Source organism: Promicromonospora sp. AC04, from assembly GCF_003058225.1.
Lineage (GTDB): Bacteria > Actinomycetota > Actinomycetes > Actinomycetales > Cellulomonadaceae > Promicromonospora.
Map to the genome: position 1 here is coordinate 187927 of NZ_QBUG01000004.1, position 16926 is coordinate 204852.

General features: G+C 70.4%; 15 protein-coding genes and 1 tRNA gene. 7 read left to right on the forward strand and 9 right to left on the reverse strand.

Features of this window, described 5'->3' with window-relative positions; genetic code table 11:
- Nucleotides 1–11 precede the first annotated feature (11 nt).
- Nucleotides 12–1310, reverse strand: coding sequence for a winged helix-turn-helix domain-containing protein (locus tag C8K30_RS12475; protein ID WP_108493233.1), 1299 nt, complete (start codon nucleotides 1308–1310; stop codon nucleotides 12–14).
- 201 nt (nucleotides 1311–1511) lie between these two features.
- Between C8K30_RS12475 and C8K30_RS12480 the strand changes: the two genes are divergently transcribed.
- Nucleotides 1512–2453: a L,D-transpeptidase gene (locus C8K30_RS12480; RefSeq protein ID WP_146197458.1), complete on the forward strand. Its 942-nt coding sequence runs from the start codon at nucleotides 1512–1514 to the stop codon at nucleotides 2451–2453.
- Nucleotides 2454–2598: 145 nt separating this feature from the next.
- Here C8K30_RS12480 and C8K30_RS12485 read toward each other — a convergent pair whose 3' ends face one another.
- From C8K30_RS12485 to C8K30_RS12505, 5 genes are read right to left on the reverse strand one after another with little or no spacing between them, the layout of a single operon-like run.
- Complete coding sequence (locus C8K30_RS12485; RefSeq protein ID WP_108493541.1) at nucleotides 2599–3606, reverse strand: ABC transporter ATP-binding protein; 1008 nt, start codon at nucleotides 3604–3606, stop codon at nucleotides 2599–2601.
- A complete protein-coding gene (locus tag C8K30_RS12490; protein ID WP_108493235.1) occupies nucleotides 3606–4556 on the reverse strand; it encodes an ABC transporter ATP-binding protein in 951 nt (316 codons plus the stop codon). Before C8K30_RS12490 ends, C8K30_RS12485 begins: the two co-directional genes overlap by 1 nt.
- Before the next feature lies 1 nt (nucleotide 4557).
- Nucleotides 4558–5496: an ABC transporter permease gene (locus tag C8K30_RS12495; RefSeq protein ID WP_108493542.1), complete on the reverse strand. Its 939-nt coding sequence runs from the start codon at nucleotides 5494–5496 to the stop codon at nucleotides 4558–4560.
- 49 nt (nucleotides 5497–5545) lie between these two features.
- The gene (locus C8K30_RS12500; protein WP_108493236.1) at nucleotides 5546–6541 is read right to left on the reverse strand and encodes an ABC transporter permease; all 996 of its coding nucleotides are present in this window, start codon (nucleotides 6539–6541) and stop codon (nucleotides 5546–5548) included.
- Nucleotides 6542–6544: 3 nt separating this feature from the next.
- Nucleotides 6545–8320 (reverse strand): ABC transporter substrate-binding protein, encoded by a 1776-nt coding sequence (locus C8K30_RS12505; protein WP_233257155.1) that lies wholly within the window; start codon nucleotides 8318–8320, stop codon nucleotides 6545–6547.
- A 241-nt stretch (nucleotides 8321–8561) separates the two neighbouring features.
- Here C8K30_RS12505 and C8K30_RS12510 point away from each other — a divergent pair.
- A tRNA-Arg gene (locus tag C8K30_RS12510) sits at nucleotides 8562–8634 on the forward strand.
- Nucleotides 8635–8638: 4 nt separating this feature from the next.
- Here C8K30_RS12510 and C8K30_RS12515 read toward each other — a convergent pair.
- Together C8K30_RS12515 and C8K30_RS12520 are read right to left on the reverse strand one after the other, a co-directional pair.
- A complete protein-coding gene (locus C8K30_RS12515) occupies nucleotides 8639–9862 on the reverse strand; it encodes an MFS transporter (RefSeq protein WP_108493237.1) in 1224 nt (407 codons plus the stop codon).
- A gap of 71 nt (nucleotides 9863–9933) precedes the next feature.
- Nucleotides 9934–10791 carry an aldo/keto reductase gene (locus tag C8K30_RS12520; protein ID WP_108493238.1) on the reverse strand — a complete coding sequence of 286 codons (858 nt, stop codon included), beginning with the start codon at nucleotides 10789–10791 and terminating at the stop codon, nucleotides 9934–9936.
- A gap of 158 nt (nucleotides 10792–10949) precedes the next feature.
- Here C8K30_RS12520 and C8K30_RS12525 point away from each other — a divergent pair, with 158 nt between their 5' ends.
- From C8K30_RS12525 to C8K30_RS12540, 4 genes are all read left to right on the forward strand, one after another.
- Nucleotides 10950–11399 (forward strand): MarR family winged helix-turn-helix transcriptional regulator, encoded by a 450-nt coding sequence (locus C8K30_RS12525; RefSeq protein WP_108493239.1) that lies wholly within the window; start codon nucleotides 10950–10952, stop codon nucleotides 11397–11399.
- 144 nt (nucleotides 11400–11543) lie between these two features.
- On the forward strand, nucleotides 11544–12305 hold the full coding sequence (locus C8K30_RS12530; RefSeq protein ID WP_108493240.1) for an SDR family oxidoreductase: 762 nt from the start codon (nucleotides 11544–11546) through the stop codon (nucleotides 12303–12305).
- A 40-nt stretch (nucleotides 12306–12345) separates the two neighbouring features.
- On the forward strand, nucleotides 12346–13158 hold the full coding sequence (locus C8K30_RS12535; RefSeq protein WP_108493241.1) for a class I SAM-dependent methyltransferase: 813 nt from the start codon (nucleotides 12346–12348) through the stop codon (nucleotides 13156–13158).
- Nucleotides 13155–14363, forward strand: coding sequence for a hypothetical protein (locus C8K30_RS12540; protein WP_146197459.1), 1209 nt, complete (start codon nucleotides 13155–13157; stop codon nucleotides 14361–14363). The genes C8K30_RS12535 and C8K30_RS12540 overlap by 4 nt, the downstream gene beginning before the upstream one ends.
- A 67-nt stretch (nucleotides 14364–14430) precedes the next feature.
- Here C8K30_RS12540 and C8K30_RS12545 read toward each other — a convergent pair whose 3' ends face one another.
- Nucleotides 14431–15681, reverse strand: coding sequence for an ROK family protein (locus tag C8K30_RS12545; RefSeq protein ID WP_108493243.1), 1251 nt, complete (start codon nucleotides 15679–15681; stop codon nucleotides 14431–14433).
- Between the two features lie 90 nt (nucleotides 15682–15771).
- Here C8K30_RS12545 and xylA point away from each other — a divergent pair, with 90 nt between their 5' ends.
- Entirely contained in the window at nucleotides 15772–16926 is a 1155-nt protein-coding gene (gene xylA, locus C8K30_RS12550) for a xylose isomerase (protein WP_108493244.1), read from the forward strand.

Consider the following 16926-nt stretch of genomic DNA (forward strand, 5'->3'; position numbering starts at 1 on the left):
GCGCGGTGGGGTCAGCGGGCCTTGACCACCGGGATCGAGCCCGTTTCCGTGAACTCGCGCATGCGCTTGCTCACCGTCGACTGGCTGACGCCTACCTCCTCCGCGATCTCCCGGTACGTGCGGCCCTTGGTGCGCAGGTCGATCATGCGCTCGGCATCCCGCGTGCCGAGCTGCGTGTTCCGCCGCGGCGCGCGCCGTGGGGGAATCGCCTCCCGGACGTTCGCCGTGGCGCGGGCCGCCGCCTCGGCCGGATCCGCGGCGGGCACGTCGGCAACGGACGTCCGGGCGGCGACAGCCTCCACCGGTTCGGCCTCGGGACCCGGGGCACGCTCGCTCACGCCCTGCCGCGGCATGTCGAGGGCAGCGCTCCGCCGCGCGGGCCGGCGCTCCGCACCGCCGTCGAGCGCGCCAATGTCGGACACGCCCCCGTCGAACGCTTCCCCGTCGAACACGCCCCCGCCGACCGGCTCGCCGAACTCCGCGGCGACGACGTCGGCGGCGCGCCTCTCGTACTCGGGCGCCCCGAACCCGGGAGCCCCGAGCTCGTCCCGCGTACCGGACAGCCGGGCGTCCATGGGCTCGTCGATGAGGATCCCGGTCAGCCGCTGGCGGTCAGCGGCGTGCAGGCGGGCGACGTCGGCGGTGCCGTCACCGACGGCGGCGAGCGCCTCGCACCAGGCGGCCACCTGCGCCCGCATGTCCGTGGGCGGCACGGTGCGCAGCGCCACGGAGCGGGCCCGACGGCGTCCGGCCTCGGCGCGGGCGAGCCGACGGCGCGCGGTCCGTGACCCGTCGTTCAGGCTCTGTGCCCGGAACAGGTCCTCGGTCGTGAGGAAGAGCGCGTGCATGCGCGCGGACTGCCGCATCGCGGACCAGGACGTGCCGGTGGCAAGGTGGCGGTCGCCGATCAGGGCGAGGTGCCACATGAGTGCGGCGAGCAGGGGCACGATGAACCGGAACACGACGGCGCCCACGGGGTGGCCGATGTAGGCCTCGTGCCAGGCGGCGAACACGCCGGAGGCCGACGAGAGCGCCCAGGTCAGGGCAAGCAGGGTGCCGCCTGGCCGGTTGTCGCGGGCGGCCTCGCGGGCCAGGAGCGCGACGGTGACCAGGGACAGCTCGAAGACGCCTGCGGTCGCGTAGGCGGTGCCCTGGTTCATGGCGAGGACGTCGATGCCGAACTGGACCATCGCCAGGTACGCGGACCCGGTCGAGATGAGGGCGACGGATATCGCACCGGTGAGGACCAGGTTGCGGGAACGGCGCGTCGGGACGGTCGTGACGGGGAACGCCCGGTCGGCGGGGGCCACGGTGATCTCTCCTTGGTCGAGGACTGTCGGGCGAGAGTATCGAACAACAGTTCGGATGCCCAGGGGTTGGGCGAACACGAAGATATCGGACATGTGTGACGGCCCGGTATCGTCCATGGCTCAACTGCGCCCGGAGTCCGCGCGGGAGACCATGGACACGGCGGCACCGAGCGGGCAGCCCAGGCTCACGGAGGGGACTACATGTCGGAGATGCTCAGCGGGTATGCGGCCGGACCGGCCCCACGCCGTCAGCACGGTGCGGGTGCGCGCCGACGCGCCGCGCGGACCTGGAGCTGGGTGGCGGGCATCGTTGCGGTCGCGATCCTCGGGACGGCGGCCTGGTTCGTCCTGCGGCCCGACGCCGAGCCCGCCGCGCTCGCGACGCCGTCGGCGAGCCCGTCGCCGTCCGCCAGCCCCACCCCTGAGCCAACGCCGACGCCCGCGGTCTTCTCGCTCGCGGACCTGCCCAGGCCGGGCATCGACGAGATCCTTCCCCGCGCCCTGCCGCTGGCCAAGGTCGACACGCTCCGGGGCCTGCCCGGCTCGGTCGCCGTGCCGAAGACGGCGCGGATCCCCGTCTGGGCGCGGCCGGACGTGACCAAGGCACCGGTGCTCGCCCTCGAGTCCACCTACTACGAGGCCGACGCCCGCTGGCTCGTGCTGGAGCGCCGGCCCGGGTGGGTCAAGGTGCTCATCCCCTACGGCCGCGGCGCGCTCCCGTCGCAGGACCCCGAGAAGGTCAACGGCGCCTCCGGCTGGCTGCGCGGGAGCGACGTCACCCTGGAGAAGGAGAGCCGGTCGGTGGTGGTCGACCTGTCGGACCGCACGGTGACGGTCACGCAGGCCGACGGCTCCCAGAACCGGCTCCCCGCCACCGTCGGCGCACCCGCCACGCCGACGCCGGAGGGCCTCACCCAGGTCTTCACGGTCACGGAGGCCGTGAACACCGGGCTGTCCGTGTTCCTGTCGATGCAGAGCGAGTCCCTCGACGGGTTCTTCGGCACCGACTACGCCGCCACCGCTATCCACGTGGGTGTGGACCAGGGCCTGGCGGTCAGCAACGGCTGCATCCGCCTGACGAGCACCGACTTCGAGCGGCTCGCCGGCCTGGACCCCGGCGTCCCGATCCTGGTCAAGGCCTGAGCCCGGCGGCGGCCCCAACCACCGATCGAGTCCGGGCAACTACTACGAATGCGGGCTGTGTTGCTCTGCGTAGACAAGGTCTACGCAGAGCAACACAGCCCGCATTCGTACAGTCACCCCGTGACGCCGACGGCGGACCGCCCCGTCAGGACCCCGCCGGGCAGGGCTCCTCGGCGGCCTTGCGGAAGCACCCCACGAAGTGGCCGGGAGCGTACTCGACCAGCCCGACGCCGTCCGGCACCTCGCCCGAGCCCGAGCCTTCCGCCGAGGCCGCCTCCTCACCCAGTGACCGGCCCTGCGCCGCGACGGCCTCGTGGTACAGGCACCGCCCCGCCAGGCGCGCGGCTCGCCCCGCCTCCTCCGCCTCGACCTCTTCCCACGTCCGGTCCAGGTGCGGCACCGACGCCAGGAGGTCGCGCGTGTAGGGGTGCAGCGGGTCGTCGAAGACGGCGGTCGTGTCGCCGCGCTCGACGATGCGCCCCTTGTAGAGGATGACCACCCGGTCGGAGACGTAGTTGCCGAGCGAGAGGTCGTGCGTGACGAACAGGATCCCGAGGCCGCGGGCCTTGAGCTCGCCCAGCAGGTTGAGCACGTCGATGCGGGTGGAGGCGTCGAGCATGGAGATGATCTCGTCGGCGACCAGCAGCTCGATGTCGAGCAGCAGGGCACGCGCGATGAGCAGGCGCTGCAGCTGCCCGCCGGACAGCTGGTGCGGGAACTTGCCGAGGATGTCGTCGGGCTCGAGCGTCACCGCGGCGAGCGCGTCGTCCAGCCGCGAGCGCCACTCGCTGCCGGAGACCTTGGGGAAGTAGGACTGCCGCAGGGTCTCGAACGTCCGGTCCACCTTGAAGATGGGGTTGAACGAGCTGAACGGGTCCTGGAACACGCCCTGGACCTTGCGGTAGTAGTCGCGGCGGGCGCGGAACCCGAGCTTGGTGACGTCGCGCCCGTCGAACGTGATGGTGCCGCCGGTGGAGTCGAGCAGGTGGAGCACCATCTTGCCGATGGTCGACTTGCCGCTGCCGGACTCCCCGATGAGCGAGACCACCTCGCCGCGCTGCACGTCGAGGCTGACCTGGCGCACGGCGTGCAGGTCGGAGGTGCCGAAGGTGCCGGTCTTGTAGACCTTGTCGAGCTGGGTGAGGGTCAGCATCAGCTCACCGCCCAGCACGCGACGTGGTGGCCCTCGGCCACCTCCTTGAAGGGCGGGGCCTCGGCGCACTTGTCGTGCGCTAGGGGGCAGCGGTCGCGGAACCGGCAGCCGGCGGGCGGTTCGAGGAGCGACGGCGGCCGCCCCTCGATACCTTCGAGCTGCTGCTCCTCGTACCGGTCGCCGACCTTGGGCAGCGCCCCGATGAGCATCTTCGTGTACGGGTGCAGGGGCTGGTTGATGATCGTCTTGGCCGGCGCCTTCTCGGCGAGGTGCCCGGCGTACATGACCAGGATCGTGTCGGCGACCTGGAACAGCACTGAGATGTCGTGCGTGATGACGATCATCGACTTCACGAACCCGTGGTCGCGGAACTCGACGAGCGCCCGGGCGACGGCCTTCTGCGAGGACACGTCGAGCGCTGAAGTGACCTCGTCGCCGATCAGCAGCGACGGGTTCAGGAGCGTGGACAGCACGAGCACCACGCGCTGCTTCATGCCGCCGGACAGCTCGATCGGGTACCGCTTCAACACCTCGGCGTCGAGGCCGACGAGCTCGAGGCGCCGTTCGAGCTCGGGCAGCACGTCGGTGTACCGGACGTTGTGCGCCGCGAGCAGGTCGCGGATCATCCGACCGATCTTGCGGGTCGGGTTCATCGCGGACATCGCGTACTGCGGGATGAGGGACACCTCGCGGTAGCGGTGGCGCCGCATGGCGCCGTCGTCGGACAAGGGCAGCTCGGTCTCGTCCAGGACCACCGTGCCGCCCACGTGCTGCATGCGGGTGTCGAGGCGGATGAGGGCCTTGCCGAGCGTCGTCTTGCCGCAGCCGGACTCGCCGGCGATGCCCATGATCTCGCCGTCCGCCACCTCGAAGGTGACGCCATCGAGGGCCTTCACGTCGCCGCGCAGGGTGCGGTACCAGACCTTGAGGTCGTTCACGGCCAGGGCCATGTCACATCTCCCGCAGCTTGGGGTTGAAGACCTCGTCGAGGCCGACGTTCATGATGTAGAGCGAGCCCACGATGAGCGTGATCCCCAGCCCCGGCGGGATGAACCACCACCACAGCCCCAGGTGGAGCGCGCTCCACTGCACCGCCTGGTTCATCATCAGGCCGAGCGACATCGCGTTGGTTGGCCCGAGCCCGATGAAGTCGAGCGACGCCGCCGTGAGGATGGACCCGCCGAACAGCAGCACGAACGTCATGAACAGGTAGGAGTACATGTTGGGCGCTACCTCGCGCCGCAGGATCGTGCCCACTCCCACGCCCGACAGCCGCGCGAGGTCGATGAAGTCCCGCGAGCGCAGCGACAGGGTCTGCGCGCGCACCGCGCGGGCCACCCACGGCCAGCTGAACACCCCGATGTACAGCGCCTGCATGGGGACGCTGCGCACGCCCAGGTAGGCGTTGATGATGATGAGCACCACGAAGCCGGGGATCACGAGCACCACGTTGGTGAGCATGTTCAGCAGCTCGTCGATCAGGCCGCCGCGGTAGCCCGCGACGAACCCGATGGTCATCCCGATCACCGCGGACACGCCGCCGCCCAGCAGGCCCACGAGGAACGTGGAGCGCAGGCCGGCGACGAACTGCGCGAAGACGTCCTGCCCGAACGTCGTCGTCCCGAACGGGAAGTCCGCGGACGGCGGCGCCATGGGCGGCCCCGCGTAGTCCATCGGCGCGTACCGCAGGAACGCGGGCCCGAGCAGCCCCAGCAGCAGGAACCCGAGCACGACCACCATGCCGATGATGACCTTGGGGTTGCGCAGCGCGAAGTACAGCGTCTCGCGCGCGTCTCCCCCGGGCTTGCGGCCGCCCGACGGCGAACCGGTCGCCCCGGGCTGTTCGCTCGCCTCGGTCACCGGCCCCGTTATGGGCTGTGTCGCCGTCATGCCGTTCTCCTTCCGCATGAGCCTGCGGCTCCGCTACTGCGCCTCCGGCTCATGCGGTGCCCCCTGTCAGTCCGGTCCGCGTGCGGGGGTCGACCAGCACGTAGACGATGTCGATCACGAAGTTGGCCACCAGCACGCCGATCACCACGAACAGCAGGGTGCCCTGCAGTAGGAAGAAGTCCTGGTTCTGGATGGCGGACAGCACGAGCTTGCCCAGGCCCGGGTACGCGAACACGATCTCGGTCACCAGGGCGCCGCCCAGGATGGTGCCGAGCTGCAGCGCCAGGCCCGTGATCTGCGGCAGCTGCGCGTTGCGGAACGCGTACTGCCGGATGAGCCGCTTCGGCGCGCCGAGCGCGGCGAGGTAGTTCGCGTAATCCGACTCGAGCTCGTAGATGATCAGGTTCCGCATGCCGATCGCCCAGCCGCCGAGCGAGACGAGGAAGAGCGACAGGAACGGCAGCACCCAGTGCTGCAGCAGGTCGAGCGCGAACGACCAGGACCACTGCGGCACCAGGCCGAAGTCGTAGCCGCCGGCCACGGGGAACCACCCGAGCGCGACGCCGAAGCCCCACGCGAGCAGGATCGCGAGCCACATGTACGGCATGGCCGTGATGAGGTACCCGACCGGCAGGGCGACGTTGTCGAGCCAGCGGCTGCGCGCCGCCATGGCACCCACGCTGTTCCCGACCACGAAGCTCAGCAGGATGGCCGGGATCATGATGCCGAGCGTGTACGGGACGGCGTCGAGCACCACCTGGCTCACGGGCGCGGGGAACAGCCACACGCTCGTGCCCAGGTCACCGCGGAACAGCGCGGCCCAGTAGTTCAGGTACTGCTGCCAGAGCGGCAGGTCGAGCCCGAACGTCCGCTCGTAGTACTCGGTCATCGACGCGATCGTCTCGGGGTGCTGGACGGCGGCGCGCGCCACCATCCGCTGAACCGGATCCCCCGGCATGAGCCGGGGGATCAGCCAGTTCAGCGTCACCGCGACGACGAAGGTCAGGCCGTAGACCAGCGTCTTGCGAGCGAGATAACCACGCATACGTCAGGAGGCCGGCTCGAGGCCGAGCAGCGTGTTGATGCCGCCCATCTGCACGTACCCGTTCCACAGGACCGGGAAGTACGCGTCCTCTCGACCCTCCTTGGGCCAGTTGGTCCACTGCGACTCGTTGTACTGGGCCCACGCGCCGTTGTACCAGAGCGGGATCAGCGGCATCTCGGTCATGAACCGCTCCTGCACCTGCGACAGCGTGCTGGTGAACTCGGGTGTGCCGCTCTCCGTGCGCGACAGGTCCTCCACCAGCTCCCACGACTCCTCGTCCTTGGCCCGGCCGAAGTTGCCCGCCAGCATCTGCTCCTGGACGGGCTGGTAGAACGCGTAGTTGTAGTAGGTCCAGGGCGTGTTGCTGATTCCCGCGTTGCCGTTGATGACCAGGTCGAAGTCGCCGGTGGCCCGCGCGTCGTCGACGGCGCCCGCGTCGGGGAAGTCGGCGGTGACCTTGATGCCGGCCGCGGAGGCGTCCTCCGCGATCACGCGCGCCGCCTCCATCCAGTCGGTCCACCCCGCCGGGACGATCAGCTTGAGGTCGATCTTCTCGCCGTCGGGCGTCTCGACGAACCCGTCGCCGTCGGTGTCCTCGTAGCCGGCGTCGGCCAGGATCGACTTGGCCTCTTCCGCGTCGAAGGTGAAGCCGAACTCTGCCGCGACGTCCTCGTCGTAGTACTCCTCGAACGCCGGCACCAGGCCCGACGGGTGCGCCTTCGACACGAGCCCGCCGTAAGCGTTCGCGACGATCTTGTCGACGTCGATCGACCGCGCGAGCGCCTGCCGGAAGTCGACGTCGTCCATCGGCGCGCGCGTCTGGTTCGGGATCAGGTTCGCCGACGCCGCCGCCAGCATGTACGGCTCACCCTCGTAGTAGGTGCTGACCTGGCCGGAGTCGACGAGCGTGTTGACGCCGGGCAGGAAGTTGTTGCTCAGGTCGAGGCTGCCGGACAGCATCAGCCCGAGCGCCACCTCGTTCGAGGTGTTCACGACGTCGACGATGTACTTCATCGGCATCTCGTAGCCGAGCTCGCTCCGGGCCCACCAGTCGTCGTTGCGCTCCCAGACCATCCGGTCCTGCCCGACGGCGGAGAACTTGAACGCGCCCGAACCGATCGGGTCCTCGTTCGGGTTGGAGAGCAGCTCGTCGTCCGACCACTTCGACATGATGTGCTCGGGGACCACCATGGTGCTGTAGAGCCAGTTGTCCCACTCCTGGAACCGGGGGTCGGAGAACGTGAACTTGACGGTCGTCTCGCTGGTGGCCTCGACCTTGTCCAACCAGGTCCACAGGTTGCTGTACGGCACGGCGTCGACCTTGCCGAGCTCCGTGGTGAAGACGACGTCGTCGGCGTCGAGCGCCTCGCCGTCCTGCCAGGTGAGGCCCTCGCGGAGGGTGAGCTCGTAGGTCTTGTCGCCGGTCCACTCGCCGCCCTCGGCGAGCCAGGGCGTCAGCTCGAGCGTGATGGGGTCGAACTGGAACAGCGGCTCGTAGAGCAGGCCGCGTGCGCCCGTGGCGTGCCCGGAGCTCGGGATCGGGTTCCAGCTCGACGGCGGACCCCACTGGGTGCCGCTCGTGAAGAGCGTCTCCTCGCGGGGGTACTCGCCAACGAGCTCGTTCGCCGAGTCCATGCCTTCGGCGGACGCATACGGGTTGGACGGCGTGGGTACGCTCCCACCACCACCGCCGGAGCAGCCTGCGAGCAGCAAGCCCACCACCGCGGCTGTCGCCAGGGCCGACGCGCCCCGGGACTTGGTCTGTCGAAGGAACATCATCGATCCTCTCGTCCACCCGCACGGCCGTCGTGCGGACCCCGGCGCGTCTTCGCACCGGGTTTGGTGAGCATCGTTCTGCCCCGAGGCCGATTGCGTCAAGGTTTGTCACCTATGTTGCGCAATCGACACCTATGTCCGACCCCGGCGCTTCGCGCGCGGGGCCGGGCGGACGCTAGGCTGTGTGCGCCGGTCCGGGCACTGCCCGACGCCGGACGCGCCCCTCCCGCCAGGAGAGGGGTGAGCGCCTGTAGCTCAGTGGATAGAGCACCGCTCTCCTAAAGCGGGTGTCGGCAGTTCGAGTCTGCCCAGGCGCACCTTCTACCTCGCTTGCTCGGCGAGCACCGCTACCCGCTGCTCGGTCCGGGCGCGCTCCCCTCCCCTCGCCACCATGGCCACGGCCATGACGGCCACCCCGGCCAGGGTCACGACGGCGCCCGCCCACAGGGGCGACGTGTACCCGAGGCCGGCGGCCAGGGTCAGGCCGCCCACCCAGGCGCCGAACGCGTTGCCGATGTTGAACGCCGCGATGTTCGCCCCGGAGGCGAGGGTCGGAGCCGCTGACGCGTGCCGCATGACCCGCATCTGCAGGCCAGGCACAGTCGCAAAGCCGACGGCGCCCATGAGGACCAGGCTGATCATCGTCGCCACCTGGCTCGTGGCGGTCAACGCGAAGACCTCCAGGACGACCGTGAGCAGGACCAGCAGGGTGAGCAGGGTGGTCCCGAGGTTCCGGTCCGCGGCCTTGCCGCCGGCCAGGTTCCCGACGAAGAGGCCCGCGCCGAACAGCACCAGCAGCCACGGCACCGTCGAGCTCGCGAACCCGCTCACCTCGGTGAGCGTGAAAGCGATGTAGGTGAACGCGCCGAACATGCCGCCGTAGCCGAGGACCGTCACCGCTATCGACAGCCAGACCTGCGGCGCCCGGAACGCGGCCAGCTCGCCCCGGAGCCCGGACCCGGTCTCCCCGCTGGGGCCCGCGACGGCGTCTGGCACGCCGACCCGGGCCGGGACCAGGAGCGCGATGCCCACGAACGCGAGCACGCCGATACCGGTGATGGCCCAGAACGTGGAGCGCCAGCCCGCCGCCTGGCCCAGCAGGGTGCCGAACGGCACGCCCAGCACGTTGGCGACGGTCAGGCCGGCAAACATCATCGAGATGGCGGCCGCCCGGCGTTCCGAGGCCACCAGGTCGGCCGCGACCACTGCCCCGATGCCGAAGAAGGCGCCGTGGCACAGCGCGGCGACGACCCGGCCGAGCATCATCAGCTCGTAGGTCGGGGCGACGGCGGACAGCAGGTTCCCCGCGATGAACAGGACCATCAGCCCGAGCAGGGCCTTCTTGCGGTCCACCCGCGTGAGCGCGGCGGTGAGCCCCACCGCGCCCACCGCTACGGAAAGCGCATAGCCGGAGATGAGGTATCCGGCGACGGTCTCGGAGACGCCGAAGTCCGTGGCCACCTCGGGCAGCAGGCCCATGATGACGAACTCGGTGAGGCCGATCCCGAAGCCCCCGATGGCGAGGGCCCACAGGGCGACAGGCATGACAAAGCTCCTTGGGGGTAGGGCGGGGCAGGGCGACAGAGCGGGGCCGGGCAGGCCAGAGAGACGGCGCGTCAGCCGTTGAAGGTGTCGGGGTGCGGACCGGTGCGGCCGTCGCGGTCGAGGGCGTCGATCGCGGCGACCTCCGCCGCGGTGAGCTCGAAGCCGAACAGCTCCAGGTTCGACGCGATGCGCGACGGCGTCACCGACTTGGGGATCACGACGTTCCCGTGCTGCAGGTGCCAGCGCAGGACCACCTGGGCGGGCGAGACGCCGTGCGCCTGGGGGGCGTCGGTCACGGGTGCCTCGCCGAGCATCGCGCCCTGCGCGAGCGGGCTCCACGCCTCGGTGACGATGCCCAGGCTCGCGTGGTGGGCGCGCAGCGCACGCTGCTGGAGGCCGGGGTGCAGCTCCACCTGGTTGACGACGGGCCGCACACCCGTCGCCGCGACGATCGCGTCGAGGTGCGCGGGCTGGAAGTTCGAGACGCCGATCTCGCGCACGAGGCCGGCCTCGCGGGCCGCGACGAGCCCTTCCCAAGCCGCCTCGTACCGAGCCAGGGCGGGCGCGGGCCAGTGGATCAGGTACAGGTCGAGCCGGTCGAGGCCGAGCAGCTCCAGGCTGCGCTCGAGGGCGGGCCGTACCTGGTCCCGGGCCAGCGAGTCGATCCAGAGCTTGCTGGTGACGAACAGGTCGTCCCGCGACAGGCCCGACTCGGCGAGGGCCCGGCCCACGCCGGCCTCGTTGCCGTAGATCGCGGCGGTGTCGATGCTCCGGTAGCCGGCTTCGAGCGCGTGGCCGACGGCGCGGGTCGTCTCGGCGTCGGGCACCTGGAAGACGCCGAACCCGACCTGCGGCATGGCCGCACCGGGGCGGGCGGCGTTCGGGAGCGTAACGGTGGGGATCGTGACGGCGGGGACGAGGGATGACATGAGGGCTCCTTGCTGTTCTTCGAGCGGCGCGTCGTGTGCGTGCGCGGCATCCTGGCGTACGCGCTTATTTGCAGACGCCTCATAGATAGTTGCACGCGCGCACTAGTTGCACAAGCGCTATAGTTGGAGACCGGAATCACGCCCGACAAGGAGGGGCCATGGGAATCGCCGACGACGCCGTCGAGATCCGCGCCCAGGGCTGGCGAACGCTCGCCGCGCTGCACGGTTTGATCGACACCGCGCTCGAGCGCGCGCTGCAGGCCGAGCACGGCCTGTCCGTGGTGGAGTACACGGTGCTGGACGCCCTGTCCCGGCAGGACGGGTGGCACATGCGCATGCAGCAGCTCGGCCGCGCGACCGCGCTCTCGCCGAGCGCCACGACGCGCCTGGTCAACCGCTTGGAGGACCGCGCGCTGCTGACGCGGGTCCTGTGCCAGGACGACCGGCGCGGCATCTACACCGAGCTCACGAAGGCCGGCGAGAAGCTGCTCCGCGCGGCGCGCCCCACGCACGACCGGGCCCTGCAGGATGCGCTGCAGGAAGCGGAGCAGGTGCCGGAGCTCGCCTCGCTCGTCGGCACGCTCGGCAGCGTCGGGGCAGCCGCCTGACCTGGCCTCTCGCAGGTGGCTACACACCGCACGGCAAGCGCGCTGCGGTCAGGACCGACATAGCGCCGAACCCGTGACTGCAGGCATGAATGCAGCGTCGGATTCCCGCCAGCATCACGGCGCCCGAACGTCGAGGCTGAGGCCATGACAACTTCGTATGCCGACAACGCACGAATCGCACTGGTCACCGGGGGCAACAAGGGGCTCGGCCTCGCCGTGGCGCGGCGCCTCGGGGAGGCGGGCGCAACGGTGCTGATCGGCGGCCGTGACGCCACTCGGACGGAGGATGCCTCGGCGTCCCTCCGCGATGTGGGACTGAAAGCGTGGCCCTTGACACTCGACGTGACAGTCGACGCCAGCGCCGTGGCCGCTGCGGAACAGATCGAGCGCGAGTACGGCCGCCTCGACATCCTGGTCAACAATGCCGGCATCCTGCCGGAGGCCACCACGCCCGACCTGGACCGTCCGTTGGATCTCGCCATGTTCCGCATGACGTTCGATACCAATCTGTTCGGCGTGGTGTCAGTGACACAGGCGATGCTGCCGCTGTTGCGACGGTCTGGTGCTGGCCGCATCGTGAACGTGTCGACCACGATGGGCTCGCTGACCGACCAGCTTGACCCTCGATCGCCGTACTTCGGCCTGGTCCTGCCGGCCTACCAGGGTTCGAAGGCAGCGCTCAACGCGCTGACGATCGCGCTGTCCAAGTCGCTCGCGGACACGTCGATCCTGGTGAACTCGGTCTGCCCGGGCTGGGTCCAGACCGACCTGGGCGGGCCCGACAACCGCGCCGCCGCACCCACGCCGGCCGAGGAGGCGGCCCCGATCGTGGCTGACCTGGCTCTGCTCGGGGCGGACGGCGCAAGCGGGACGTTCGTCGACGGGGCCGGTCCCGTCGCCTGGTGATCGATGGACAAAGCAGTTCGAAAAGGATTGCATTGGGCCCATGGCCGACGGCGTTGAGACGACTGCATACCTGGTCAACGAGTCCCGGGCGCGAAAGCCAGAGCTGTCCCGGGACCCCTATGCGGAGTCCTGGATCCCTGAGCGGGAACGCGCGGCGGTCCACGAGCTGTGGGCGGGGTTCGCGAGCACCGTCTACGAGCACGACGACCTGGTGGTCTCGCTCCGCTGTCGAGCAGTGCTCGATGCGCTCGCCGAGACGCTCGCGGCCCACCCCGACGCCGTACTTCTCACCTGCGGCGCCGGGTTCGCGTCGTACCCGTGGCTCTTCCCCTTCACGGACGTCGTCGAGGTCGACCTGCCCGACATGATCGCGGCCAAGGCCTCGCGCGCTTCCGCGCTCACCCGTCGAGGGGTGCTGCCGGAACGGAGCGTGAGCTACGTCGCTGCCGACCTCACCGATCCCGAGCAGCGTGGCAGTGTCGCCTGCACGACCAAGGAGATCGCCGCGGGCCGCCCGGTGATCTACCTCGCCGAAGGCTTCGTCTTCTATCTCCCGCTCGACGACTGCCGCGCCACCGTCGCGCTCGGCGACGATATCCCCCAGCTCAAGCGGACCATCGTCACGTACTGGGAAGCCGACAACCCGGTCCTCGAACGCCAGCGCGTCTGGTTTCGGGAGAGGGGGATTCCCGATGACGCCGCCTACCTGAGCCGGGCAGACCTCACCAAGCTCCTCGGCGACTCGATCACTTTCTCCACCGTCGACGACCTGCAGCGGCGCTATCTCGGCTCCGTCGAGATCGAGGAGACGAACGAGCTCGTCCCCGAGCACGTGGCGGTGGCCGACCGATGAGGGACGTCCTTCATGTGCAGACCCGCGCCTATCCGCTGCACTTCGGAAGCCTGGAGCTGATCCCGGACGGTATGGAAGTGCTGGGGCAGCACATCGGCCTCTCCGAGGCGCGGCTGGAGAGCCAGACCTACAACCCCGAGCGGATCGTCGTGCTGGACCTCACGGCGCTGGTGCAGCGCGAGGTCCAGATCCCGGGTATGACGATCCACCGCTGCCGAGCCCGGGTCCTACGCGCGGGAACGGTCCTGCTGACCTACGCGATGACCCACGAGAAGGACCTGCGCGCGCTTGACACCGCGACCCTCGACACCTTCGACTCCGACGTCAACACCGCGCTCCGGGCCGCGGACGCCCACGTGATCGACGCGGTCCTCGACACCGCTGCCTCGATCGGGCTGCTCGGCAGCTCCACGGTGGTCCACACGGACGGGATCGGCACCGGCCCGCCGTCGTCCATCGATCTGCGCGTGGTCCGGTACAACGCGCACTTCGTCACGATCGACCCGCCGTGGAACAGAGATCCTCGGGTGCAGCCGATGCCGCTGGGCCCGCACTGCAGCATCCTCATGTCCTACACCTACGCGTGGGACCTCGACCCGGATGCCCGCTTCGACGACGTCCTGACCGTTCTCGAGCCTGCCGATATCACCGTGGCACAGATCGCGGTGCTCTTCAGCGCCATGATCGGCAGCCGTCGGATCCTCACCCAACTGGCCCGAGCGCATACCGGCCACATGGAGGATCACGACTTTCGCCGGTTCCTCGATCACGTGTGGGCGGAGTTCTACATGCTCGACGCGTACCGCATGGACTCCGCGCAGAGCCACCGGGCGACCTATATCGCAGCGCTCACGACCATGGGGCTTCCCCAGGCGCAGCAGAGCGCCACGGAGCTGCTGACCCATGTGAACAGCTCGCTGCGTTCGGAGTCGACCCTGAAGACGCAGCGACTGGATAGCCGCCTCAACCGGGTAGCGGCGATGCTGACCGTCGCCGTCGCCGGCAGCTTCACGGTGGACATCATGGCCTACGTCGCCCCGGACGCCCCCGTGGCTACCCGCATCGCGGTCGTCGCGACCGTCGTCGCGCTCGGGATCGCCACGGTCATCGCGACCATCGCGGCGCGGGAGGCCATCCAGGAGTGGTTCGGCCGACTCCGGAAGGTCCGCCCGTTCCGCCGCCGGATCCCGCGGGCACGTACCTGACGGCTCGCGGCCTCCCGGCGCCGCGACTTCCCGGCTCCCTGTGCGACCCTGCAGAGCCGGTCTGCGGTCAGACCCAGGCCGCCGGGTCCGCGAGCACGGCCTGCAGCACCTGGCGCGCCCCGCCCGTGAGCGCCGCGTGCGGACCGGCCTGAGCCGCCCTGACCTCCAGGTCGACGAACGGCGCCGCGAGCACGCGGTCGGCGAGCACGGCCTCGACGTCGGCCCGGAGCCACGGCAGCAGCTCCGTGTACGCGCCGCCCAGCACGATGGTGGCGACGTCGAACAGGTTCACGAAGTCCGCGAGGGCCGAGCCGAGGGCGCGGCCGGCGGGCAGTGCGGCCCGGTCGCCGGCTGTCGGTGCGGCCCGGTCGCCGGCCCGCAGAGCGGCGTCGCCGTCGGCCAGCTGGGTGACGAGCGAAGCCAGCGGGGCGTCCGGCGGCAGGCCCGCCGCGCGCATCATCGCCACCTTGCCCGCGTACTGCTCCAGGCAGCCGAACGCGCCGCACGAGCAGCGCGGCCCGGCCGGGTCGACCACCACGTGCCCGATCTCGCCGTTCCACCCCCGCTCCCCCAGGAAGAGCTCACGGTCGACGACTATCGCCGCGCCGATGCCGACGTCGCCCGACACGAAGATGAAGGAGTCCGGTGCGGCGACGTCGGAGCCGCCGGCGAGCTCCGCGAGCGCCGCGAGCTTGGCCTCGTTGGCGATGCGTACCTCGGTCTCGCCGAGCCCCAGCAGCGGGACCGGCTCCAGCGACGACCAGCCGAGGTTGGGCGCCACCTCGAGGAGCCCGGTGCGCGGGTCGACCAGGCCGGGCAGGGCCAGCCGCGCGCCGGCGACAGTCATGCCGGCCGCCGCGACGCCGTCGGACATCTCGCGTGCGAGGTCGCCGAGCCGGCGGAGCACCGCCGTCGGGTCGCTGTCGTGGAAGGCGCCGGGGACCACGCGTTCCGCCACGACGTCGCCGGTGAGGTCGAGCACGCGGGCGCCCAGGTAGTCGACGTTCACCTCGAGCCCGAGGCCCACGACGGATCGCGGCGCGGGGACCAGCGGGACGGCGGGCCGGCCCGCTCGCCCGCCGTTCACGGCGGGCAGCTCGCGCACGAGCCGGGCGGCGACCAGCTGGTCCACCAGCGTCGACACCGTCGCCCGGGCCAGGCCTGTCGCGGCGGCCAGACCGGCGCGGGAGAGTGGTTCCGGCACCTCGAACACCGCGCGGGCGATCAGCTCCAGGTTGCGCTCGCGCAGGGTGTGCTGACGGGCCGCGGCGGGGCCCGTCCGCGTGGTGGTCTCGCGTGCGGTCCCGGCGGTGGTCACGCCTTGACTCTAGCCGAGGCCCGCGTAATAGTTCATCCGTACAACAAATGCGGCGCCGCATGGCGGGGCCGCCCTCGATGAGGAGACCCCGTGAGCGACATCAAGTACTCGTTCGGCCTGTGGACCGTCGGCTGGCCCGCCGCCGACCCCTTCGGTACGGCGACCCGCCCCGAGCTGGACCCGGCCGAGTCGGTCCGCAAGCTCGCCGATCTCGGTGCCTGGGGCTTCACGTTCCACGACAACGACGTCTACCCCTTCGGCTCGGACGACGCCGAGCGCCAGAAGCACATCGACTCCGTCAAGAAGGCCTCCGCCGAGACCGGCCTGGTCTGCGAGATGGTCACCACCAACACGTTCACGCACCCCGTCTTCAAGGACGGCGCGTTCACGTCCAACAACCGCGACGTGCGCCGCTTCGGCCTGCGCAAGGTGCTGCGCAACGTCGACCTGGCCGCCGACATGGGCGCGTCCACGTTCGTCATGTGGGGTGGCCGCGAGGGCACCGAGTACGACAACTCGAAGGACCTCAACGCCGCGCACGCGCGCTACGCCGAGGGCATCGACACCGTCGCCTCGTACATCAAGGAGAAGGGCTACGGGCTCAAGATCGCCCTGGAGCCCAAGCCCAACGAGCCGCGCGGCGACATCTTCCTGCCGACGATCGGTCACGCCATCGCGCTGATCGACTCGCTCGACAACGCCGACATCGTGGGCCTCAACCCCGAGGTGGGCCACGAGCAGATGGCCGGCCTGAACTACACGCACGGCATCGCCCTGGCGCTGCACGTGGGCAAGCTGTTCCACATCGACCTCAACGGTCAGCACGGCCCCAAGTACGACCAGGACCTCGTGTTCGGCCACGGTGACCTGCTCTCCGCGTTCTTCACGGTGGACCTGCTCGAGAACGGCTTCCCGAACGGCGGCCCCCGCTACGAGGGCCCGCGCCACTTCGACTACAAGCCCTCGCGCACCGAGTACCTCGACGGCGTGTGGGAGTCGGCCGCGGCCAACATGAAGACGTACGACCTGCTCGCCGCCAAGGCGAAGCAGTACCGCGAGGACCCCGAGGTCCAGGCCGCCTTCGAGCACGCCGGGATCTTCGAGCTGGGCCAGTCGACGCTGGCCGAGGGAGAGTCGTTCGACTCCTTCCTCGCCGAGGCCGACCCCGACGTCGACGCCCTCGCCGAGCGGGACTACGGCCTGGTCCGCCTCCACCAGCTGGCCCTGAACCACCTGATCGGCTGA